Source organism: Acinetobacter sp. IK23, from assembly GCF_035615275.1.
Taxonomy (GTDB): domain Bacteria; phylum Pseudomonadota; class Gammaproteobacteria; order Pseudomonadales; family Moraxellaceae; genus Acinetobacter; species Acinetobacter seifertii.
Window position 1 is genome coordinate 184698 of record NZ_JANBNX010000003.1, and the last position, 22481, is coordinate 207178.

At 35.2% G+C, this 22481-nt stretch carries 29 protein-coding genes and 1 tRNA gene; 10 read left to right on the forward strand and 20 right to left on the reverse strand.

Annotated elements, in window-relative coordinates:
• Positions 1–23: 23 nt before the first annotated feature.
• Genes MSG95_RS04045 through MSG95_RS04055 form a run of 3 tightly spaced genes read right to left on the reverse strand, consistent with a single transcriptional unit; the run spans position 24 to position 1085 of the window.
• Positions 24–275: a kynureninase gene (locus tag MSG95_RS04045; protein ID WP_228144394.1), complete on the reverse strand. Its 252-nt coding sequence runs from the start codon at positions 273–275 to the stop codon at positions 24–26.
• A gap of 40 nt (positions 276–315) precedes the next feature.
• Positions 316–702, reverse strand: coding sequence for a hypothetical protein (locus MSG95_RS04050; RefSeq protein ID WP_077164544.1), 387 nt, complete (start codon positions 700–702; stop codon positions 316–318).
• Between the two features lie 29 nt (positions 703–731).
• The gene (locus MSG95_RS04055) at positions 732–1085 is read right to left on the reverse strand and encodes a lysozyme inhibitor LprI family protein (protein WP_077164545.1); all 354 of its coding nucleotides are present in this window, start codon (positions 1083–1085) and stop codon (positions 732–734) included.
• Between the two features lie 133 nt (positions 1086–1218).
• Here MSG95_RS04055 and MSG95_RS04060 point away from each other — a divergent pair, with 133 nt between their 5' ends.
• Positions 1219–1380, forward strand: a complete 162-nt coding sequence (locus MSG95_RS04060) for a hypothetical protein (protein ID WP_171262287.1) — start codon at positions 1219–1221, stop codon at positions 1378–1380.
• An 18-nt stretch (positions 1381–1398) separates the two neighbouring features.
• On the opposite strand, the gene MSG95_RS04065 is transcribed toward MSG95_RS04060, so the two are convergent.
• Both MSG95_RS04065 and MSG95_RS04070 read right to left on the reverse strand, forming a co-directional pair.
• Positions 1399–2019 (reverse strand): hypothetical protein, encoded by a 621-nt coding sequence (locus MSG95_RS04065; RefSeq protein WP_077164546.1) that lies wholly within the window; start codon positions 2017–2019, stop codon positions 1399–1401.
• A gap of 301 nt (positions 2020–2320) precedes the next feature.
• A complete protein-coding gene (locus tag MSG95_RS04070) occupies positions 2321–2956 on the reverse strand; it encodes a TetR/AcrR family transcriptional regulator (RefSeq protein WP_077162549.1) in 636 nt (211 codons plus the stop codon).
• 80 nt (positions 2957–3036) lie between these two features.
• Here MSG95_RS04070 and MSG95_RS04075 point away from each other — a divergent pair, with 80 nt between their 5' ends.
• Positions 3037–3909, forward strand: coding sequence for an aldo/keto reductase family oxidoreductase (locus MSG95_RS04075; RefSeq protein ID WP_077164547.1), 873 nt, complete (start codon positions 3037–3039; stop codon positions 3907–3909).
• A gap of 283 nt (positions 3910–4192) precedes the next feature.
• On the opposite strand, the gene MSG95_RS04080 is transcribed toward MSG95_RS04075, so the two are convergent.
• Positions 4193–4639, reverse strand: a complete 447-nt coding sequence (locus tag MSG95_RS04080) for a winged helix-turn-helix transcriptional regulator (RefSeq protein WP_077164548.1) — start codon at positions 4637–4639, stop codon at positions 4193–4195.
• Between the two features lie 110 nt (positions 4640–4749).
• Here MSG95_RS04080 and MSG95_RS04085 point away from each other — a divergent pair, with 110 nt between their 5' ends.
• Positions 4750–5967, forward strand: a complete 1218-nt coding sequence (locus MSG95_RS04085; RefSeq protein WP_077164549.1) for an MFS transporter — start codon at positions 4750–4752, stop codon at positions 5965–5967.
• Positions 5968–6043: 76 nt separating this feature from the next.
• On the opposite strand, the gene MSG95_RS04090 is transcribed toward MSG95_RS04085, so the two are convergent.
• Complete coding sequence (locus MSG95_RS04090) at positions 6044–6808, reverse strand: hypothetical protein (protein ID WP_077164578.1); 765 nt, start codon at positions 6806–6808, stop codon at positions 6044–6046.
• 323 nt (positions 6809–7131) lie between these two features.
• Complete coding sequence (locus MSG95_RS04095; RefSeq protein WP_004702672.1) at positions 7132–7455, reverse strand: hypothetical protein; 324 nt, start codon at positions 7453–7455, stop codon at positions 7132–7134.
• 421 nt (positions 7456–7876) lie between these two features.
• On the opposite strand from MSG95_RS04095, the gene MSG95_RS04100 reads away from it, so the two are divergent.
• Positions 7877–7996 carry a hypothetical protein gene (locus tag MSG95_RS04100; protein WP_004702673.1) on the forward strand — a complete coding sequence of 40 codons (120 nt, stop codon included), beginning with the start codon at positions 7877–7879 and terminating at the stop codon, positions 7994–7996.
• A gap of 161 nt (positions 7997–8157) precedes the next feature.
• On the opposite strand, the gene MSG95_RS04105 is transcribed toward MSG95_RS04100, so the two are convergent.
• The 3 genes from MSG95_RS04105 to MSG95_RS04115 form a co-directional block, all read right to left on the reverse strand.
• Positions 8158–8973: a pyrroline-5-carboxylate reductase family protein gene (locus tag MSG95_RS04105; RefSeq protein ID WP_004702676.1), complete on the reverse strand. Its 816-nt coding sequence runs from the start codon at positions 8971–8973 to the stop codon at positions 8158–8160.
• Between the two features lie 294 nt (positions 8974–9267).
• On the reverse strand, positions 9268–9477 hold the full coding sequence (locus tag MSG95_RS04110) for a hypothetical protein (RefSeq protein ID WP_077164550.1): 210 nt from the start codon (positions 9475–9477) through the stop codon (positions 9268–9270).
• 204 nt (positions 9478–9681) lie between these two features.
• Positions 9682–9897: a cold-shock protein gene (locus MSG95_RS04115; protein ID WP_004702680.1), complete on the reverse strand. Its 216-nt coding sequence runs from the start codon at positions 9895–9897 to the stop codon at positions 9682–9684.
• A gap of 512 nt (positions 9898–10409) precedes the next feature.
• Between MSG95_RS04115 and MSG95_RS04120 the strand changes: the two genes are divergently transcribed.
• Positions 10410–11027, forward strand: a complete 618-nt coding sequence (locus tag MSG95_RS04120) for a LysE family translocator (RefSeq protein ID WP_004702682.1) — start codon at positions 10410–10412, stop codon at positions 11025–11027.
• 95 nt (positions 11028–11122) lie between these two features.
• Here the strand turns inward: MSG95_RS04120 and MSG95_RS04125 are convergent, their stop codons facing one another.
• Together MSG95_RS04125 and MSG95_RS04130 are read right to left on the reverse strand one after the other, a co-directional pair.
• Positions 11123–11668, reverse strand: a complete 546-nt coding sequence (locus MSG95_RS04125; RefSeq protein ID WP_077164551.1) for a glycoside hydrolase family 108 protein — start codon at positions 11666–11668, stop codon at positions 11123–11125.
• 36 nt (positions 11669–11704) lie between these two features.
• Complete coding sequence (locus tag MSG95_RS04130) at positions 11705–12094, reverse strand: hypothetical protein (RefSeq protein WP_019457416.1); 390 nt, start codon at positions 12092–12094, stop codon at positions 11705–11707.
• 589 nt (positions 12095–12683) lie between these two features.
• On the opposite strand from MSG95_RS04130, the gene MSG95_RS04135 reads away from it, so the two are divergent.
• The gene (locus MSG95_RS04135) at positions 12684–13355 is read left to right on the forward strand and encodes an XRE family transcriptional regulator (protein ID WP_019457418.1); all 672 of its coding nucleotides are present in this window, start codon (positions 12684–12686) and stop codon (positions 13353–13355) included.
• Positions 13356–13505: 150 nt separating this feature from the next.
• Here the strand turns inward: MSG95_RS04135 and MSG95_RS04140 are convergent, their stop codons facing one another.
• Positions 13506–13739: a hypothetical protein gene (locus MSG95_RS04140; protein WP_002119938.1), complete on the reverse strand. Its 234-nt coding sequence runs from the start codon at positions 13737–13739 to the stop codon at positions 13506–13508.
• A gap of 174 nt (positions 13740–13913) precedes the next feature.
• Positions 13914–13990 (reverse strand) — tRNA-Met (locus MSG95_RS04145).
• 265 nt (positions 13991–14255) lie between these two features.
• Here MSG95_RS04145 and xseA point away from each other — a divergent pair.
• A complete protein-coding gene (xseA, locus tag MSG95_RS04150) occupies positions 14256–15521 on the forward strand; it encodes an exodeoxyribonuclease VII large subunit (RefSeq protein ID WP_077164552.1) in 1266 nt (421 codons plus the stop codon).
• Positions 15511–15705, forward strand: a complete 195-nt coding sequence (gene xseB, locus MSG95_RS04155) for an exodeoxyribonuclease VII small subunit (RefSeq protein ID WP_004702693.1) — start codon at positions 15511–15513, stop codon at positions 15703–15705. Before xseA ends, xseB begins: the two co-directional genes overlap by 11 nt.
• Before the next feature lie 241 nt (positions 15706–15946).
• Here xseB and MSG95_RS04160 read toward each other — a convergent pair whose 3' ends face one another.
• Positions 15947–16165, reverse strand: a complete 219-nt coding sequence (locus tag MSG95_RS04160; RefSeq protein ID WP_004702694.1) for a hypothetical protein — start codon at positions 16163–16165, stop codon at positions 15947–15949.
• A 47-nt stretch (positions 16166–16212) separates the two neighbouring features.
• Positions 16213–16806 carry a LysE family translocator gene (locus MSG95_RS04165; protein WP_004702695.1) on the reverse strand — a complete coding sequence of 198 codons (594 nt, stop codon included), beginning with the start codon at positions 16804–16806 and terminating at the stop codon, positions 16213–16215.
• A 374-nt stretch (positions 16807–17180) separates the two neighbouring features.
• Between MSG95_RS04165 and MSG95_RS04170 the strand changes: the two genes are divergently transcribed.
• Positions 17181–17510 (forward strand): hypothetical protein, encoded by a 330-nt coding sequence (locus tag MSG95_RS04170; protein WP_077164553.1) that lies wholly within the window; start codon positions 17181–17183, stop codon positions 17508–17510.
• 478 nt (positions 17511–17988) lie between these two features.
• Positions 17989–18345, forward strand: a complete 357-nt coding sequence (locus MSG95_RS04175) for a four-helix bundle copper-binding protein (RefSeq protein ID WP_004702697.1) — start codon at positions 17989–17991, stop codon at positions 18343–18345.
• Between the two features lie 602 nt (positions 18346–18947).
• Here the strand turns inward: MSG95_RS04175 and MSG95_RS04180 are convergent.
• The 3 genes from MSG95_RS04180 to MSG95_RS04190 form a co-directional block, all read right to left on the reverse strand.
• Complete coding sequence (locus MSG95_RS04180; RefSeq protein WP_025465127.1) at positions 18948–19355, reverse strand: GFA family protein; 408 nt, start codon at positions 19353–19355, stop codon at positions 18948–18950.
• Between the two features lie 27 nt (positions 19356–19382).
• A complete protein-coding gene (gene cueR / locus MSG95_RS04185; RefSeq protein ID WP_004642046.1) occupies positions 19383–19784 on the reverse strand; it encodes a Cu(I)-responsive transcriptional regulator in 402 nt (133 codons plus the stop codon).
• Between the two features lie 75 nt (positions 19785–19859).
• On the reverse strand, positions 19860–22331 hold the full coding sequence (locus tag MSG95_RS04190; protein WP_151819336.1) for a heavy metal translocating P-type ATPase: 2472 nt from the start codon (positions 22329–22331) through the stop codon (positions 19860–19862).
• Between the last annotated feature and the right edge of the window lie 150 nt (positions 22332–22481).

Consider the following 22481-nt stretch of genomic DNA (forward strand, 5'->3'; position numbering starts at 1 on the left):
GCTCTAGAGTATCTTAGGGTACTTTATTTGGGCTTATAGTTCCAAAGCTCCCCATTTTCACCACAATTTCGCTCAATAGCATCCATTGTAGTTTCAGTATCGTATGTTCCTTTTTTCCACTGATTTATAGCAACTTGAATATAAGCCCTACAATTAGCAGGCAATCCATATTCCTTGCCATATATAGGCTTACTGTTTGGATCTTTATCGCTACAACCTGCTAAAAATATAAAAAGGATAATACTAGAATTTGATTCATAAGCCCTCTTACTCAAGTTTTTAAGAAATACCAAAATAGTTTTAAAGTCAGAAAAATTAACGAATTCGGTAACAAGCGTCTAGCTTGCCTTTAATTTGGCTATAACATGACCATGAATCATCTTTATAATTTTTAATCAATTTTTTGGTTGTACCATCCCGATAATAATTAACTGCATCCACCACATGATCATCATCTTTACCCATGAATATTGGACGTTCATCACTATCTGAATCCATAGTAGATTCTTCAATTAAAAAGTTTTGCTTGCCAATTCTTAAAGCTGTATACAATCCTCCAGTACCACCACCAGAAGATACAATACAAGGTTTAGTAAGATTCTTTCCATCAACCACAAAGCATTGACCCATTCTATCTGGGTTTTCATGAGCAAAAGTTTGAACTGAAATAAACATAGTTAATATTATTAAGATTTTATTCACAGAGTTAATTCCTATTTTTCGAACCTACTTTAAAGATCCAAATTTTTAAGTTCATTAAGACGCTCTTTTGTTTTATCCGCTTCACAACTCAAAATAATTAAACGAGAGCCTGCCCCCATTGCTTGAGACCCATAATATCCCATTAATCCAGAACACTGCTTTGTGCGATAATCAATCCAAGCTTTTTGGGAATTTTCCAAACTGGCCTTCCCTTCACTATCCAAGTTTGAAGCTAATTTACTGTAAATTTTATTCATATTAGCTTTATCAGTCTTTAACTGTTTCTCATAACACTCTATATCAGAATATACATTAGCAGTCTTGCACTCTGCATGAGCCACCCCACAAAATAATACCAATAAAGTAAGCATTAATTTATTCATTTGTATTATACCTTTCCCATTTCCAACTATTTTAATCATTACATTTGGATTATTACATGAAACGACTTTTATTATTAAAAGATATTTTAGTTATTTAGCTTTAGCAACCATTCCAGTTACAGCAGCATGGTTAATGGATCGCTATAGCCTGTCTCGAAAATTAATTATTGATGAGCTTCGTCCATTCAATAAAGGGGCTGATGGCAAGCATCTTTACGATCCAAATGAAGTTATTCCTATCCTTGAAAATTTAAATAGACAAAGGCAGCAACGGCAGTCGAGACGTAAAAATTAAAAGGTGCCTTATGCACCTTTATTTTTTTAAATAATCTAGAATAATTTTTTGAATATCTGTATTAACATTTATTTTCAATACTTTAAATTCAGAATATATAGTTCTAGACATCAAAATTGGTTGTAACTCTTCAACCATTTTATAAAAATCGTTAATCATAAATCCAGGGTTAAGGATTTGATATAAATTTAAAGATTTTTCTTGAACATCAATAGGTAAAGCATTTAATTTTTCTTTATTTATATTTAATTCTTTTATGATTCTTTCGTAATGACAAAGGTCTAAGCAAAATGATTCAATAGCTAGATCTAACTTATTGTTAATCAATGCATATTGACTCAAACTGATATTTTTTTGGGTATCAGGATCACATAAGTAAATTCGTAGCTCATTATAAGCCAAGTCCATTTCTATAAACCCCTGATTTAATGAAAATTTAAGTGATTCTAAATTATGGAGACGATGTTGTTCACGCCAATCATTAAAAAGATAAAATGCTACCAATGCGGCAACTATTGTTGCGAATGCAGATAAATAATCTCCATCTAGACCAATTGTTCTTTTAATAATAAAAGATAAACCCAAGCATAATAAAAAAATTCCTACTATTGAGAGTGCAAAAATCAAGAAGTTTTTCATATATTAAATTTCTGATTAATTTTTGATAAAATCATATAGTAAAGAGATATAAAATTGTAAAAAATTATTCGACACCACTTCGGCTCCATTAAATTTCAAGTTATTGTTATTTAATAATTATTATAACCTTGCCAAGGTTAGGGTCGCGAGTTCGAGTCTCGTTTCCCGCTCCAAAATTCAAAAACCACTTAATTCGAAAGAATTAAGTGGTTTTTTTATTGGCTATGTATAAATTTAGAGAGGTTTTATCACTCTTCTTTCCATACAAAAAAAGCTTTTATATTTGTCAGATTAAAATTTTTTAATTCTTTATATGTCCAATTTGTTGTAAATAAGCAACGACCATTAATTTTAAATGAGACTCTAATACCTGCTCCACTTTATCTGTTACCTGATTTTCAAGCACTCTTCTTATTAATCCCATAATTGCACCTAAAACAAACTCAGCGACGATCTGACTATCATCAAACTCAATATCCGAAGCACTCTCCAATAAATTTGAAATAGCAGCTAACATACGGTCATTCATTCGCTTTGAAAGATCCAATCCCCCTCTTTCTCCTGAAATAGCATATAGCGCCTTTGATTCCTCAGGATTACTCAACTTTGCCAAGATTATTTCATCGACTAAAGCTGAGATTAGGGTCTTAATTGAAGTCTTTTCATATTTCAGGCAAAGCTCTTCAATTTTTTCAGCAACGCTATCAAGATGACGTTGCAAAACTGCAGCTAATAAAGAATCTCGGTTTGGATAGTATTGGTAAATACTACCAACTGATACACCCGCTCTTTCAGCAATACGTGTGGTATTACATTTTACAATTCCTTCTTTGAGTAAAACCTGAATGGTTGCTTCATGAAGAACTTCTATTGTTGCTGTTGAACGCGCCTGAACTGGTGATTTTCGTGGCTTCAGAGCAGTTTTATTTATAGACATAAAATGCGAATTCTAAATGTGAAGGATTCTTCATAAACTTTATCTTTAACAATATTGAAAGTAAAGTCTGAGGAAAACTTATGTCCGATCTTATAAATCTATCCGATACATACAAACTTGGAAATAAAATTGTAAATAGAATGGGCTATGGTGCAATGCAACTGGCAGGTCACCATGCATTTGGACCACCAAAAGATAAAAATGCTGCAATAAATGTCCTAAAAACCGCCATCGAGTTAGGTATTAATCATATCGATACCAGCGATTTTTATGGTCCTCACATAACCAATCAAATCATTCGAGAGGCTCTATATCCTTATCGAGATGATCTTACCATTGTCACAAAAATTGGAGCAAAGCGAGGAGAAGATGCTTCTTGGCTACCAGCTTTTTCTGCAGAACAAATTGAAAAAGATGTACATGATAATTTGCGTAATTTGGGTCTACAAACTTTAGATGTTGTAAACTTTCGAGCAATGTTTAACCCCATGATGCCTTCTGAAGGTTCCATTGAGGAAGTAGTTGTTGTACTAGCTAAATTAAAAGAAGAAGGTTTAATTCAACATATTGGATTAAGCAATGTTACAGAAGCTCAAATTATTGAAGCTGAGAAAATCACAGATATTGCTTGTGTACAAAACCAATATAATCTGTTCAATCGTCAAGATGATGTATTAATTGATCAACTGGCTAAGAAAGGAATTTGTTATGTACCCTTTTTTCCGCTAGGTGGTTTTACACCTTTTCAATCAGATACATTATCTGCTATAGCAAATGATCTTAGTGCAACTCCGAAACAAGTCGCATTAGCTTGGCTATTAAAACGATCGCCTAATATCTTATTAATTCCTGGCACATCATCGGTAGCTCATTTAGAAGAAAATATTGGTGCTTCCAAATTGATCTTGTCAGATGAAGTCTACAATTTACTAAGCTCATTAAATAACAGCTAATTGTTTGGCTGGAAGTAAGTTCCAGCCTATGCCCATATTCCAAAATTTAAACCACTTAATTTGAGAAAATTAGGTGGTTTTTAGCTATTAGTACTCAAAATCTATGTTAGAACCTTTTATAACTGTAAAGACACTACTACCTTCTTTATTGACTCAATTTCATATATACTAGCCTTAGTATGAGATGAGCCTTATATAGTTCATTGCTAGATCAATGAATGACTAAGCCCTTAGCTTTCGAGCAAGGGCTTTTTTACGCCTAAAATAAAGTATTAACAATATTTCATTTAATTTTCTGTACTTGAGTATCTGAACCTCTGAGCACTTTTCCATCTTGTCCAACGGGTGCCATAAATGGAATTTGCTGACCTGTATTTTTATCAATTAATAGAGAATGACGCTCACCACTTTCAAATAAGTTATGCTCTCCCCATTGTCGTAAAGCTACCACTACTGGAAACAAACTTTCTCCTTTAATAGTCAACACATACTCCTGATAAGCCGTACCATCAGAAGCATCTTGCATTTCAAGAACACCAGCATCTACTAACTTTTTCAGTCGATCAGAAAGAATATTTCTAGCCACTCCTAAGCTCTGCTGAAAATCTTTAAAACGGCGCATTCCATCAAAAGCATCACGCACAATAAGCAGTGACCATCGGTCTCCTATAAGGTTGACGCAGCGCGCAACAGGACAAGGCTCATCTTTTAACAATGTAGAGTTCGTCATTGAGTTTCCTTATCAATAATCAGTAACAAGCCATCCAGTTGCATTTTAAAACTAGTAGACTTAACATTCAACTAGTTGCATTTTAAAACTAGATTAAATGGATTTAGGCCATGAAAGCTTCTCTTGCATCTTCTACTTCACACGCCAAAAGTGATAAACCGCTTTCAAGCATGCCTCGTGGCGTAATTTTGCTGTTTGCTATAGCCAGTGGTGCGAGTGTGGCAAATGTCTATTACGCGCAGCCTTTGCTCGACATATTGGCTAAAGACTTTAATGTTAGCCATGCCTCAATAGGCGGTGTAGTGACAGCCACACAAATTGGCTGCGCTCTTGCCCTATTGTTTCTAGTACCGTTGGGTGATCTTGTAAATCGACGTCGATTAATGACCCTACAATTACTGGCTTTAGTATCCGCATTGCTCGTGGTTGCCTTTGCTCATTCTGTAAGTGTTCTATTGGCAGGAATGCTTGCTGTCGGTTTACTCGGCACAGCCATGACTCAAGGACTAATTGCTTATGCTGCAAGTACTGCTGCCCCACATGAGCAAGGACATGTAGTAGGTACTGCACAAAGTGGTGTGTTTATAGGTTTACTGCTTGCCCGAATATTTTCAGGAGGAATTAGCGATATTGCTGGTTGGCGTGGTGTGTACTTTTGCGCAGCAATACTTATGCTCATCCTTGCGTTGCCACTTTGGAAACGCCTTCCTCATTTAAAAACTCAGCCAGTTAACATGCGCTACCTACAGCTTTTAACATCAATGCTCAAACTGCTTCGCCAAGAGAAAACTCTACAAGTACGCGGTGTTTTAGCTTTACTCATGTTCGCGGCGTTTAATATTTTTTGGAGCGCGTTGGTACTGCCGTTAAGTGCACCACCATATAGTTTTTCGCACACTGTAATTGGGGCTTTTGGGCTTGTCGGGGCTGTAGGTGCATTAGTTGCCGCACGAGCTGGGCACTGGGCTGACCACGGTTATGCTCAACGTACAAGCGCCATAGCACTCTTAATATTGCTAAGCGCATGGGTACCACTCTCGCTCATGGACTACTCACTTTTGGCGCTCATAATTGGCATAGTACTGTTAGATTTAGGTGGACAAGCTCTGCATGTGACCAACCAGAGTATGATTTTTCGTACTCATCCAGAAGCGCATAGTCGGCTCGTTGGGCTATACATGCTCTTTTACGCGGTAGGAAGTGGGCTAGGTGCAATTAGCACAACTGTTACTTATGCTTATGCTGGATGGCTGGGCGTATGTACACTCGGTGCAAGTGTTAGTTGTTTGGCGCTATTATTTTGGTGGATAACACGTAAAGTCTCTTAAATATCGATGAAATCTAGCCCCAAATAAAAAAACCACATCACCCAACAGAGTAATGCGGTCTTTTTTAAGAGTTAATTTAATGAGCTGTCTGTACTGCTTTAGGTTTAAAGACAGTTAAACAAATCACAATAAAAGCCAACAAAACGAAAGATGCGCTAAATCTACTTAGCTCTAACCCACCATGTGCAATGGGTTTATCGAGGAAATCTCCCAATACTGCACCTAGGGGTCTGGTAAGAACAAAGGCTAACCAAAATAATAATGTTCTTGAGATTTTGGTATAAAAATAACAAATTGCTAATACCAATAATAAAGTACCAAAAATTAAAGCCGCGCTCGTATAGCCCAACCCTTGGGTATCTGCAGTCCAGTCACCTAATGCTGTCCCTAAAGTTTGAGAGAACATAATAGTTAACCAATAAAAAGCTTCGCTTTTAGCAGACTGAATGCTTTTTACCGAAATTGTGCCGCAACTTAAATACCAAACAAACAGAGAGACGCCTAATAAAATAAGTAATATTAAACTACCCCCTGCATAGCCCACGCCTAAAGTTCGGTCAACAAAATCGGCAATTGTGGTTCCGAGCGTGGTCGTAGCAATAATAGTCGCCCAATAAAAAAATGAATTATATTTCTTAGCTTTAATTTGCAAGCCAACAAAAACTGCAAATATCACCGCGAAAATGGCTGTACTAATTACATACCCCAAGTTCAGGGACATAGATAGCGCATCTCCAGCTGTCTCGCCCAAAGTTGTGGCAGCAATTTTAATGATCCAGAATAGCAAAGTGACTTCCGGAACTTTACTTAAACTTTTAGATAAACTTTCATGACTTATCATTGTATGTTCTCCAAACATACTTACTGATTCGCCCATATCTAAGAGTTCCAGCCTTAAGATCAAATTAAGAGTAAAAACAAACTACAAATTTTGCCTATAATGAGTACTATTAATAACTAGAAGACATAATTAGCCTTTTATTTGTTGTAAACATTTTGCGATGCACAACCGTTTAATAATCATGTCATAAAAGCTAAATGAGCTATAAAGATAGTGGAATGCGACACCTATTTTTATAGTATCCGATGCAGCATTTTTTTAAATTATTTAGTTAGTTGAAATAAAAAACCTACTCAATGAGTAGGTTCGATTTACATGTAAGTTCAGCTTATAGAACTTTTGATTAAACATTTTTCATGCCATGCCGTTTGAAAGTCTTCGACAGCTTTTGTCTTAGTCAAAGGATCTTCAAATAACTTTGAAGAATATGCTGTATCAATAAGCTGTTGATACAACTGCTTTGCCTCTACTTCTTCAAGATGACTCGCAATCTCTTGTAGTTCAATCACTGGTACATCATGCTGTCTTGCATCCATCACTCCTTTTGCAGCATTTTTCACAAGCTGACAATAGTGAATCTCCATTGTTTCTGATGCCGCATAACATGGAAGTGTGATAGCGCTCATAAAGAGGAATATAAATTTCATAGTCTCACCTTAATTTCACGCGCAAGGGTAGCAATTTATCCTCTAAAATTTAAGTCTCAAAAGGTCAACTTTTAAATTAGGCAAACTTCCCCATCACAATATATAAATAAATTCCTAGATTTTTTATCAAGATTACGACCTACTGAATGTATAATTTCTAATTAATTCAAAAAATATACTTTATGACTATCGATCATTTCGCCTCTAAAAGTCATTAAAATTTAAAAATAAATATCGTCTTAATTGCCCTACAGCATATTATTACTATTGCTTACCTCTCTGAAAATTTAAGAAAAACTTAATTAATGAGTAAATTATAACAATCATCTTATCTGTTATATTTTTTTAAAAAAACTCTGTATCTATGATTACACATCGCATCTGTTCATGATGGTACATATCTAGACACGAGGTAGCTAACATGAATTTTTTGAGAAAGAAAAATAAAGCTAGTTTTGTATTATTTATTATTACTCTCTACTCAATGTTAGGGTTTGGCATCGGCTTTATTATTTGGGAATATTTTCTTAAACTTCATTGATTTAAAAGTTTGAAGTTACAAAGTGAATTTAGAAGAGCTTTCGTTAAGATTAAATACACTAAAATGTTTATTCAGCAAGCACATGGTTAAAGTGACTGTATCAAGTACCTTTCAACAATTTGTTATTTCAGGGTTAAAAGGTACTTGGTTAGAAATAAAAACTAGTGTTTGATAATTTCAGCGTTAATCTCTGCACTTATTTCTTTACTACGGTGATACGCTGCTTTTAAAGCGAGTCGAATATCATCAGAAAGATTACCTAATTCAAACATCCGTAATGCAGATTCAGTGATTCCATTAGCCAATGTCACCTTTCCACATAACTCACTTGGCTGAACGTTACTTTTACGTACCATTTCCACAGCACCCGATGCAGCTTGTAGTGCTAGATCTAAAGCAAATTGCTTATCTAAACCCATAGCCGTACCTGTTTTGATCATACTGTCGAGAATATAAAAGAAATAAGCTGGCCCTGAACCTGATAGCGCAATAATCGCATCAGCGTCTGATTCAGAATGCGCCCAATACGTCTTACCTGTTGCTGAATAAATTACCTCAATGACCTCTTTATCTAAAGGTTCCAAGTATTCAGAACCAATCAGCACATGTGTACCGCTATAAGTTAATACTGGGGGGTTAGAAATAATTCGTATAATTTTTTGTGAGCCCGTCATACTCATAAGTTGTTTAATATTCACCCCAGCCATCATCGACACTATAGTTTTATCTACTAACCATTTTTTTAATGGCGCTAGTATGGCTTTTAAGTTTTTGGGATCTAGTAACAGAACAACAATATCAGCCTTTTTTACCTCATGCTGCTTTTGCTTGAGAATGATTTCATTATCAAACTTTACTTCCTCTATAAGATTAATTTTTTCTTTTTGAAATCCCTTTAAAACTAAACCTCCAATCAAAGCTAAAGACAAGTTACTGCTGCCAATAAAGCAAATATTAGGCTGTACTATATTCAACATTTAGAGTTATTTCCTTCCTTTAGATATACTACAAAAAGAAATATTATTTATGACTTAAGTCATAGACCGTTAAAACTATATAAATTTAATAAACTTTTATAAATATTAAGTTTAATTTTACAACAAAGTTATATTCTGAGTTAAGAGTACTCTTCACTCATGACTTTATGAATAACAAAATAACTTAAATTGTTAAAAATATGTAATTAAAAATAATATTTAGCTTATCTCATTTGAGAAATTGAGTCGTTAAATTTAAAGTGCTTTTAATTAAAATTAACTTAAAAATCTTTCTTATTTTTTAATAAAACTCTCGGCAATTTTTAACGCTTCTTGAAATTTTATGTCACTACACACCCAAAAAGATAAAAGCTTCCCATTTAAATGAAAATACTGCTTCTCATATTGAGTTACTTCATCTGAGTGAGGATTTCCCGCACTAAAATAATTTTCGTTATTTTTGCAAACTTTGCCATTTAAAATACCGCCAATACAAATATCCATTTTTATACCAATTATTGATTTAACTTTTTAAGCATAAGTTTAATTTTTATATTATATAAATAAAATAATCAACTTATTTGATTGTTCATGTAAAAAAACCCACAAAGGAAGAAGTGGGTTTTTTAACTAAATTAATGATTTTTAAAAATTACTTGAGCAATTTACTCTAAAGATAACCCAATAAAATCATCAAATTATATAAATTTAAGCATTATTCACAATAGTGATATTTGATGCTTGTGGGCCTTTTTTACCCTGTGTCACAGTAAACTGAACACGTTGGCCTTCTAAAAGAACTTTGAAGCCTTGTGTTTGAATTTCAGAAAAATGTGCGAAAACATCTTTACCTTCATCAGATTGAATAAAACCAAAACCTTTAGTTTCATTAAACCATTTTACTGTACCAGTAGTATTAGACATAAATTAATCCTAACTTTTAAAAAATTATCATTTGTTATTGGAGAAACCAATTAAACTCAAAAATATGCGTTTACTTAAATTTCTTATAAAATACGGAGGATTATAAATAAAACTGCGAAAAGAAAGATTTAGGTTAACAAGAATATTTTTGTAGTTATAGTCGACTATACACGCTTCTTATCGAATTGCAATCTCTATCTCGATTAATTGATTTTTTACTCATTTCGATCACAGACGCCATCTTCTTATTTATTGATTTTAAATACTATTTACAATAAATTTAATTGATTTAATATTGATATATTCATTAGATATATCTCATTTTTCTACACTCTGAAAATTTTTTCTTCTATAGATTTTTAAGGCTTACTATAAGCTTCATAGTCACTTTGATGAATTACTAAAATATTTTATTATTTTATAAAATATACAACTTGTATATACATATTATCTCTTCTACTTTAAAGTACGCGTGCAGCTTAATATGTTGATGATAAACAGGAAGTAACCACGTGAACGGTCTTTTAGTATTTATAACCATTGCTTTTCTCACGTTATCCAGCCCCGGACCAGGCGTTTTATTTACAGTAACAAATTCAATCAATTATGGTGTACGAACAGCTTTATTCGGTATTAGTGGTTTAATCATTGGTATGTTTATTATCGCTGTAATTTCTGCAAGTGGTGTTGGGCTTATTATTACCAGTAATCCCACTATCTTTACTGTTTTAAAGTTTATTGGAGCCTTTTACTTGATGTACTTAGGCTATAAAAACTTTATCAAAAAGTCCCCTACTCAAGATTTACTAGAAACTGCACATGACGAGAAAGGTGTAAAGAAATCAAAACTTTTCTATCAGGGATTATTTGCATCACTACTGAATCCCAAAACAATTGTCTTTTTTATCGCACTTTTTCCACAATTTATTGATATTAAAAAAGAAATATTAAATCAGTTTTTAGTTTTATCTCTAACATTTTGCTTTATTGGTTTTTTAATTCATTTAGTCTATGCCAATTTTTCTTCAATTTTTAAAGAGAAAATGCTCGCTGGGAATAATTTTGCAAAACTAAATAAAGTGAGTGGCTGTATTTTCTTCCTTTTAGCGATTTTACTTATTACTCAGTAAAGTAGTTTTATTTATATAAACCAAACAAAAAACGACCAACTTGTTAAGTGCTTTACAGCCCTTTTGCTTAAAACAGCTTTAGCAAGTTGGTCTTTTTATAAGCTCACACGATTGGCAATCCATCCGAAAAAAAATTGCTCATATTTTGGATTCTTTTCTGTAATTTCAATATAGCGCTGACCTTGCATAATATTAAGGAGACGTACGAGTACCTCCTCACCTTCATGACCGCGCTTATCAATATACATTGATAAAGCCTGCAATGTAGATGGTCCATATTCCCCATCTAACTTAAGATCTGTCCAGCCCTCTTTTCCTTGGCGATTTAACAAGTTCAAAGCCCGTTGCAGAAGCGGTTTTGTAAAGTTGATTCCACAATTTACTCCAGTATCAAATAGTTCTTCAGCAGTAGTGGGACTGATTAAATTAACTTGATCAAATCGTGGTTCAAGCCAATATTGTTTCTTATAAATCTCTCTAGCAATTTCTAAAGGTAAATCCGTCATTTCACCTTGATATCCATAACTACGAGCAACTGCTTGAGTAATTCCAAATTTTGTCGCTTGGCCAGAGTCCAATGGGTCATTTACATATCCACCTTCACGTTTTATAAGTGCATCTAAATATTGTTCAATATTCATAGGACTGTCCTCATTTATATCACCTACTGTTAGATATTAATTTTGAATATCATCTTTTGCTTTTTTTAAGTCTTTCATCACTTCAACAATAGTTTTTCCTTCTTGTTTATTAATGAAGTTAAATATCCACCTCACAATCGCCCAGCCAGGTAATCCACAAATAAAGAAGAATCCACCTAAAGTAATCATTCCCCATATATCTGTTACCCATTCATGCAAATTCCATTTCATGATAATGAATGAGCCACCTGTCAAGCTTGAGACAATCGTACAAATCAAACCGACTACCCATTCTTGAGGTGAACGAGGAAAACGCATGATTAGAACCACTGCTACGACTAAACTCACAGCTAAAGCAATCATCATGGCCGTACCATAGAGATTAAAAGCAGTCACTAATCCATCAGTCGTTAAAAACTTTCCCATAACTCAATCCTCACACGCTCTAAAAGGATAAAATTTTATAAACCAATGTTATTTAATACCTTTTTAGAGAAACTATTTAAATAAAATCGCTCAATCTCATAGACCTTTTACCAGCATTTAAGCATTGGCATAAGAACAAGAAAAAAGAGTAAAGTTGATGAATTGCTTCACTTTTTTGACCAAAAATTTGACATAACATGCTGCCATATATCGGAAACTTTTGTGAGTCATTAAATTCTTTGTTAGATTCTTCATGTTCTTGATACCCTTTATCGACGAACATTAAGCCTGATCCACGGAATCGGGCTTTTTTTATTTCATTTTTTGTTTTTAATAGCTGATCTCTATCACTGATTCACTATCGCCATTTTTTATATTCTGTCGTCCATTGAGGCAGAATAATAATCACTACTTACTAAGCCATTGATAAAAATTAAAAATATATTTAAGTAAAATATTTAGGTCATACTATCAATGGTTCCTTACAACTGATAATATAACTATAGTTATTATTAGTCAATAACTATAGTTGTTTTACTAGATATAACTTAAGTTATATATTTGTTATAAATTAGCTGGTGCGATCACTATGGCTCTTAAAGACCGTTTAAAAGATTCAAGGATTAAAGCTAAGAAAACTCAGGCAGAAGTTGCTGAAGCAGTAAAAATGTCTCAGCCTGCCTACCAAGCTTTAGAATCGGGAAAGAACTTAAAATCTGCTTTTCTTCCACTTATTGCACAGTTTTTAGGTGTAGATGCTTATTGGCTTACCACTGGTAACTCAGAAGATTCTTTTAAAGAAAGTGATGTGTTTAGTCCTACTGTGGTAAGTCATGATGCAGTAGACCAATATCTTTGGATTGATGTGGTTGAAGCAAGTTTTTCTTGTGGTACAGGTGAATCAATCGAATTTCATTTTGATGCAATTAATGGAAAAATTCCTTTTCCTGCTTCTTTTTTTAAAGAAAAGCGCGTTCCTCAAGAATGTATGCGGATTATTAAAGCCAAAGGCGATAGCATGACCGATTACATTAAAGATGGGGATTTGGTTGGCATTGATATTTCTCAGACTGAAGTCATTGATGGTGAGATTTATGCTGTTTATTTCGCTGGTGAAGGAATGATTAAACAAATTTTTAAAGAGGCAGATGGTTCTTTAATTTTGCATAGCTTAAATGAAAAATTTAGAGACCGCCGTGTAACTGAAGAGAACGGTAAAAACTTTAAGGTTATGGGCCGTCAGTTCTGGCGAGCAGGTTAATTAAGTTATTAAATATAGTTAAAATAATAATTTCAAAATTTACTTAGACTTTACTTTTTTATAGTTTTAATTATTTCTATACTCTATAAATATAAAAAAAACTATCTCCTTTAAAAGAGATAGGTTTTCTTGCTTTAGTGCCATGTGTTATCAACAATATGTATTTAAACGATAAAGTTGATTAAAACCAGCATAGAAGCTTTTTCCATCTTGGTTTAGCTCAATTTCTTCACCAGACTGAAGTTGAATTTTTTTACCAACTTCAACCCAACGATATCCATCGAGAGAGTTTTGTTTACGCACATGAGGAACAATCCTCACATTAATCTCATTGCCATTTACGGCTGTGGCAATGTGCCACTCATTTACTATATTCACAATCATTTACTCATCACTGAGCTCATGTGATTTTACGGTATGTAATTAGAACGCTAGATTTAAGGTATGGACAGTTCGTCTAGAATTTAATATTTAGCTTGATATAGGGTTATTTATAAGCTAATTGCTTTTCATGAGTTCGTATCATGAAAAGTGATACATCACAGAGCATAATATTTTTGGATGCGGGAGTCGGATTTGAACCAACGACCTTCGGGTTATGAGCCCGACGAGCTACCAGACTGCTCCACCCCGCAATTGGAAGTAAGCTTTATACGCCTATATATTTTATAAAGCAAACTTTATTTTTTAATCGGTTGTAATTATTAACAATTATCTTTTTATTAATTTTTCATTTTTTACCACTTACTCTAAATAGGCATATCAATTTCCAACTTTTAGCTCGTTAAATTGTTGTATTTATTTTAAATAGAACCCGATATTTATAGACACCAATTGCCTTGCTTGGATAGCTTTTATACTATCTAGATTCTTTCTCTCATTAATACATTTATAGTTTATATGTCTGATCCTCAGTTCTCGCTCAGCGAATATCTCGGCACTGTGCAGGAAGTCATACGCCTGACCTTTGACGATCCCGTATGGGTTAGAGCAGAGATTCGGAATTTAAATATTAAAGGTGGACATTACTATTTAGAACTTGCAGAGAAAGACACAGATACAGATAAAGTCATCGCTAGTTGTAAAGCAACCATCTGGAAATTTTCAGCGAGTAAAATTGTTCTTAAGTTTGAACGTGAAACAGGAATTGAGTTAGCAAGTGACTTAAATGTTTTAATTAAAATTAGAGCGCGTTTTGATCCGCAATACGGATTTTCAGTCAATATTGAAGAGATAGACTCAAGTTTTACACTTGGTGAAATTGCAAAACGTTATCAACAAATTGTGGAGCGTTTAACTCAAGAAGGTTTAATTCATAAAAATAAACTCATCCCTACTCCTTTTGATATACAAAATGTTTTAGTGATTGCTCCACAAAATGCTGCGGGCCTCGGTGATTTTAAAAAAGATGCAGATGCTCTTGAGCGAAATGGGGTTTGTCATTTTGTTTATCAAAATGCAACCTTTCAGGGCAATACGGCTGCCGTTAGTCTGATGGAGTCGTTGGCAACTGGTTTAAAGCAATGGGCAAACCGTTATAACTTCCCACCCGATCTAATTGTAATTATTCGTGGGGGTGGCGCTGTAAATGATTTAGCTTATTTAAATGATTATGAGCTCGCAGCCCTACTCTGTAAACGCAGCGTACCAATTTGGGTTGGTATTGGACATGAAAAAGACCGTACCATCCTTGATGAGATTGCACACCGTTCGTTTGATACTCCAAGTAAAGTGATTGCTGGTATTCGCAACCATATTGTTGAACGCGTACAAGAAGCACTAGATAGTCTACAAACTATTAAGCTGCTTTCTCAGCATCAAATCACGACGTATCAAAGCAAAAATGATCAACTGCTTCAACACATTAAGTCTTCGGCACAAAATCAGCTTAACTCGGCGCATCGTCTACTTGACCAGATGAAAGAACGTATTCAGTTTAGCTCACAGCAACAAGTTAAATTTTCATTAGCGCAAATCGAATCTTTAATGAAGGAAATTCTTTTGCAAAACCCGAAACAGGTTCAAGCTAAAGGCTATGCAATAGTCAGATCTGAAGGAAAAGCTATTCGCTCTATACAGCAAATTTCAAGCCCCGCCATTGCAATTGAAATGCAAGATGGTGTGATTGAAGCCAACATTACACAGGTAATTCCAAATGAAAAATGAAGAGTTAACGTTTAAAGATGGTCATGATATTTTGAAGAAAAATGCTGAGTTATTGGAATCTCAAGAAAGTCCCGATATTGATAATCTAATGAAAGTTGTTGAAGAGTCTATTAGCGCTTACAAAGCTTGCAAGTCTCGAATTGAAGCTGTTCAACAAGCTTTAGATGAAACTTTCAAAGAATAAGATTTCATAAAAAAAGCCCATTCCTACTTCTCATTGAAGGAATGGGCTTAGTGAATACCACTTAGTCCTGAAATGCAAAAATGAGGATTAGGTCACATTTTTGCAAAAACATAGTCCCATAATGACTACCAATGTTCAATATTTTAATTGTGTCTATACGTTAGTTTGGCTTAATTTCCACCATTAAGACTCTAATAAACACAAACTATGTAGTTGGTTATTGTTAAATTTAATTTAATAGTTATTCCTCACTGAATGCACCGATTAACTGATAAATTTTGCCGTCTTTAGGGTTTTCATATAACAAATCCATATTGGGCAAAATGATATCGTCATTAATTTCAATATGTTCAATGCTTTTATGAAGTTCAAGTGCATGGTCATTCATTGGTCTAACTTTTGCCAAAGCAATTGATTCTTTGTCAAACTGATCCTTGATAATTACTTTTAATCTTTTCATAAAAATCTCCTGAAAAATAAATTTTTAATATAAATAATCGGTTAAGTTTAAAATGAGCTAATCGCAGAATAGCCGATTGGCATCGCAAAAAAAGTTAAAATAAATGCAGCCGTACGTTGTAAATTACGTTGATTCAACCAAGTTACTTTATTTGAAATCAGTACTGTTCCAAACATAATCCATAAAAAAGCAATTGGGGTAATTAAAGATAAAAAGACAACAATGTGAATAAAATACAAATTCGGATTTTCCCACGCTGCATGTGGAAAAATCGCTGAAGCAAACAGTAACGCTTTAGGGTTTAAAAGTGTCGCAACAAATAAAGCCTTTGGCGTGATCAGTGGTCGATCTAGCTTAATATCTTCAGTCGATGTTATCCAAAGTTTAAAAGCAAGATAGAGAATGAAACTCGCGCTCATCAATTTTAATATAGCTGGAAGCCATGGAATAAAATGAGATACCGACTCAAGTAAAACACCCCATGAGGTAATCGCGATCAGGTAACCTATTACCTCTGCTGGAATTAACTTAAGAGAATGCTTTACCCCCGCTTGCAAGCCAGCCGAGGCTAATAATGTATTTGTTGGTCCTGGAGTCAGCAAGATAGTGACTACAAGTCCAATAAATAAAAATGACACCATAGGCCAAAACTCACTGATTGCTCTAGGCGAAATATGTCAAAAAAGAGCATCTATTGTCGACAAAATCGTTGTAACAAGAAATATTACAAATACTTTTTTATTTTTAAAATCATAATCATATTAAAAAGTGAACTTAGATTCATTATAATTTGTTTAATTTTTAATTTGCAAAATACGTCACACATTTTTTTAATGAGTTTCGGTCAGATTATATTATTTTTTAACTATTGCACAAAATGATCACATGACTTGAAATTGCCAAATTGATCAATATATATACAATTAGAAATCGTGATTTTATTGAATAGATGTATCGCTCCCCATCAATTCATTGATTGTCGCTTTCATCGAATTAAATAGTTGATGGAGGATGCATGATGAATGCTTATGTTCGCCCTCATCCCGATGGGTTTAAAGCTTATTTAGGTAAAAATCAAAAAACAGGTCTCTACATTGTTCGGCTTGGCTGGACAATATATGAAACCAATGCAAACGGTTCTGTTCTATATTTAGTCAAGAATGAAGATAAGATTCCATTGGATGTAGATAAGTTTAAAACTGACCGACCAAAAATTTATGCTGCTCTTCTTAATGAAGTTCAGTTGCAACGCAAGAAACAACTGGCGATTGATCTCCAGCAGTCAAATATTCCTTCTTATGACCGTAAAGCCTACAAAAAACGGCGCGGCTTTATAGGTTCTTAAAATTATCTATTAATCGTCGCTGTATATAGAAAAAGCACCCTCAGGTGCTTTTTCTTTTAACGACCAGTTGTAATTAATACGAACATACTCAGTATTAATGTACTTAATGATCGTTTGCAATGGATGTGGACTTCATGCTCAGCTCCGTGAGCGTATTGATTAACGTTTTCCATTTCGTGTCCTTCAAAGTTCACATTCCTAATTTGCCTAATATTCATACAATAAGAAATTAGCCAAAAGTATTATATCGAAATAAATTTTATGTCTTGTTTGAGAAATTTCTTCTTCGTGCTTCATCTTCTTTCAAAAATTGAGTGAGCCAATTACATGTAACATTCTTATACGAGGTTAATCACTTATTGAGCATTTGTAGACCTTTCATTTCAAAAGTCCCTGTAGGAGAAATGATTTTATAAAATGAAAAAAGATAACAATATTCGGTTTTTTAATAAAAGCCTTTGAAAAGGAGAATATTAAAATGAATAGCTCGCAAACCCCTGATCCTTCTTTATTTAGTCAAGCATCTAATTCTATTCAAGCCTGCATTGAATGTATGTTTGCTTGTAAACATTGTGCCTCTGCATGCTTACAAGAAGAGCATGTGCATATGATGCGTGAATGTATTAAGCATTGTTTAACCTGCGTAGAAACCTGTCAGTTATGTACGTCTTTAGAGTTAAGACATTCGGAACTTGCTGAACAAGCTATGCAATTATGTGCCAGTGCATGCCAACTTTGCGCAGCTGAATGTAGTAAACACGAACATGAGCATTGCCAGATTTGTGCAAAAGCATGTTTAGCATGTGCCCAAGCTTGTCAGGCATATCGTGCTTAACTTCTAGTTAGCGTAAAAACCTACGACCTATTTAGCTCGTAGGTTTTAAAAATTTAAAAAACAAAGAATTAGAAAATTAAAATTTTAGATGAGATGAATAACTACTTTTCTTTAGGCATAAAAAAAACCCGCATCTTGGGGAAAATGCAGGCTCTTAGATCTCCCACAACGACCATGAGTTCATTATTAAGCTTGAACTTTAAACCGTTGATTAAATGTACCCTTAATAAAAACAAATTACAATACAGAATAGTCTGTTTATTTAAAATATTTTGTTATTTTTACATTAATTTTTCATAAATAGTCTAAAAATTTATGCACTTCTCAAATTAGAAATAGCTTTCTACAGGCATTAAAAAAGCCCGTTTCACGGGCTTTTCTGCAACGGTGAGCAATCTAAGATTTGTGTCTATCCATCTCTTACATGCTCTTTGCTAGCTATATGTAAGGTCCTATCGTATCTTTTGCCCTGTCCCAAGTTTCCCTGTGGATCGAGGAGATATTACGATTACCTTAGGTACAGTTATAGCACATTATTTATTCATGGCTAGTCTTGTTCACGTTTTTTTACAAATGAATAAAATACGATCCAACCTTAATATTTAAGGGTTTTCTACCGCATTTGGATATTGGCGAGCACTATCGCAAATTGGATACCACTTCACTTTTGAAGACACAAAAGCATGAGAAATTACAGATGTCGATATTTCTTCATTAATAAGGCCTACCCTTAAACGCACTACTTCAGGCTTATCTAAACGTTCACTCCAGATCGGCGAACCACAAGTTTTACAGAACACTCTCTTTTTATTAGGTGATGCAAAATAAGCCTGTAAAAGATTTTCACCCTGCACAATATTTAAGTCACTTTTTTGTACTTGAGTAATGGCAGCGAAAGCAGTACCTTGAGCTTTTTGGCACTGTGTGCAATGACACACCATGATGGGTTCTAATTCGCTATTAATTTGTAGTTGGATACCATTACATAGACAAGATGCCGTATACACTATGATTTTCCTTTTTTATTTTAATGAAACTTAGCTTACACCCACACCTTTTTCAATGTGATCTAAGATCGCACAAGAAGCTTGCTGGTTGCCGCAGCAATCATCGGCTGAAGCCTGCAAAATATTGACCATTTCTTGGAGATGGGCAATTTTCTGTTTTAATTCGGCAATGTGTTTTACGGTTAAGGCTTTCACCTCTGCACTCTGCCGGTCTGTATTTTTCCAAAGTGAAATAAGCTCTTTCATCTGTTCAGATGAAAAACCTAACTCTCGAGCATGCTTTAAAAAGTTTAAAGTTTTAAGGTCTGTTTCTGAATAAATGCGATAGCCAGAAGCAGAACGCTGAGCTGCTTCAAGTAAACCGATTTCTTCATAGTAGCGAATCATTTTCGCCGAAATGCCCGAATGTTTGGATGCCTGACCGATATTCATCTCACACCTCAAATATTAAATTTGGTTTAAGACCTGTTGTCATGATCTTAAACCAAAAGTTGATTTTCAGCACCCTTACTGTACTGGCGCATGAAAACGTTTTAAGCGTAATGCATTGCCTAAAACAAAGACCGAAGAAAGTGCCATCGCGCCTGCTGCAAACATAGGTGAAAGTAACACACCAAATGCTGGATATAGCGCACCTGCTGCAATTGGAATAAGTGCAACGTTATATACAAATGCCCAGAACAAGTTTTGACGTATGTTTCGCATGGTGGCTTTACTTAATGCAATTGCGTTCGGTACACCTTTTAAACTACCTGACATCAACACAACATCGGCTGCTTCAATGGCAACATCTGTTCCTGTACCAATGGCTAACCCAACATCTGCTTGCGCCAAGGCTGGAGCATCGTTAATACCATCACCTACAAAGGCCAAACGACCATATTGTTTTTGCAGTTGGCGAACTGTGTCCACTTTGCCTTCGGGTAAAACCTCTGCCACAACTTCATCAATATTCAGCTTTTTTGCAATCGCTTGTGCCGTATGACGGTTGTCGCCTGTAATCATGGCAACCTTGAGACCTAATTGATGCAAGGCCTCAATCGCAGCATAGGTTGTTTCTTTAATTGGATCCGCCACGGCAATAATTGCAGCAAGTTGTTGATCGATGGCGACATACAGCGGTGTTTTGCCTTCTTCACCTAATTGAGCAGCAATCGCTTGGAATGAGTTGGTCTCTAAACCAAGTTGGTGCATATAACGGTCTGCGCCAATTTGTACTTTTTGATCTGATACTTCAGCCTCAATACCTGAACCAGTAATCGAGTTAAATGCTGTTACGGGTAATAAGTTTAAGCCTTCGCTTTCTGCTGCTTGAACAATCGCGAGTGCAATTGGGTGTTCAGATTTGGCTTCGACTGAAGCAACCAAAGTAAGTACTTGCTCACGTTCAAAACCAGATTGCACATTAAAGTCTGTCAGTGTCGGTTTGCCTTCAGTGAGCGTTCCAGTTTTATCAACAGCAACCACCTGCGCTTCTTGTAAAAGCTGCAAAGCTTCGCCTTTACGGAACAAGACACCGAGCTCAGCACCACGTCCAGTACCGACCATAATCGAAGTTGGCGTTGCAAGCCCCATCGCACAAGGACAAGCAATTATCAGTACTGCAACGGCGTTGACCAAACCAAAAGTCAGCGCAGGCTCTGGCCCAAAGATAAACCAGACCAAGAAAGTAATTGCAGCAATTAACATGACAGCCGGTACAAACCACATGGTGACTTTATCGACCAAGCCCTGAATTGGAAGTTTAGAACCTTGGGCTTGTTCAACCATGCGAATAATTTGTGAAAGTACAGATGAGCTACCCACTGCGGTTGCCCGAATGTTTAGAGTACCGTTCTGGTTGACTGTACCACCGACCACCTGATGTCCTACTATTTTTTCAACAGGAACAGGTTCACCCGTAATCATAGATTCATCAATGTAGCTATGCCCTTCAATCACTTCACCATCGACAGGCACCCTTTCACCCGGACGAATTTCTACAATAGTTCCACTGACCACTTCGGCAACTGCAACTTCCACCACTTGACCGTCACGCTGAATACGAGCTGTTTTGGGCTGCATTCCCACTAAATGTTGAATGGCTTGCGAGGTTCGTCCTTTGGCTTTGGCTTCAAAATATCGCCCAAGCAAAATTAAACTGACAATAACGGCAGCCGCTTCAAAGTAAACATTGACCGTGCCTTGGGGTAAAACCTGTGGCAGAAAGGTTGCTACGACTGAGAAGCTATAGGCGGCTAAGGTTCCAACAGCAACCAGCGAGTTCATATCTGGCGCTAAACGCCATAAAGCCGGAATCCCTTTTTGGTAAAAACGACGACCAGGAAAAACGAGAACTAATGTGGTCAAAACAAATTGTAAAAGCCAGCTATTGTATTGACCAATGGTATGCATGACCCACATGTGAAAAGCTGGAATGAGATGTGAACCCATTTCCAAAATAAACACAGGTAAAGCCAACACAACCGAAATGATCAAATCTTTTTTAAGCTGATCTAACTCTGACGCTTTTTTATCGAGCTGCTCATCTTGATTTTTTTCAGATGCTTTTGCATCGTAACCTGCTTTTTTAACAGCGCGAATTAAGTCTTCGACATTGACTGATGAATCTGCCTGCACCCAAGCTTGCTCTGTTGCTAAGTTGACTGTGGCTTCTTGAACGCCGTCTACTTTTTTAAGGGCTTTTTCAACACGTGCAACACAAGATGCACAGGTCATGCCCTCAATAGACAACTCCTCTGGCGCAGCTTTTGGAACATCATAACCTGCTCGTTCAACTGCTTTAACCAGTGCTTCACGCTGAATCGGTTGATTTGAATAAACAACGGCTTTTTCTGTTGCCAAATTAACGTTAGCAATCTCTACATTTTCAACTTTCTTAAGTGCTTTTTCGACACGACCTACACACGAGGCACAGGTCATACCTTCGATTGGAAGTGTTTCACTATATGCTGGCAATTTTGTGTTTTTTGAGTCCATCAAACACCTCTGCAAATCTGCAAAATTTAATATTCTGTATTGAGCATACAGATTCCCATCATGGGAAGGTCAAGCATAATTTTTTAAAAATTTGGTCTTGACCTTACAATCATGACAAGGTTTAGACTCAGTGTTATCCAAACAAACATC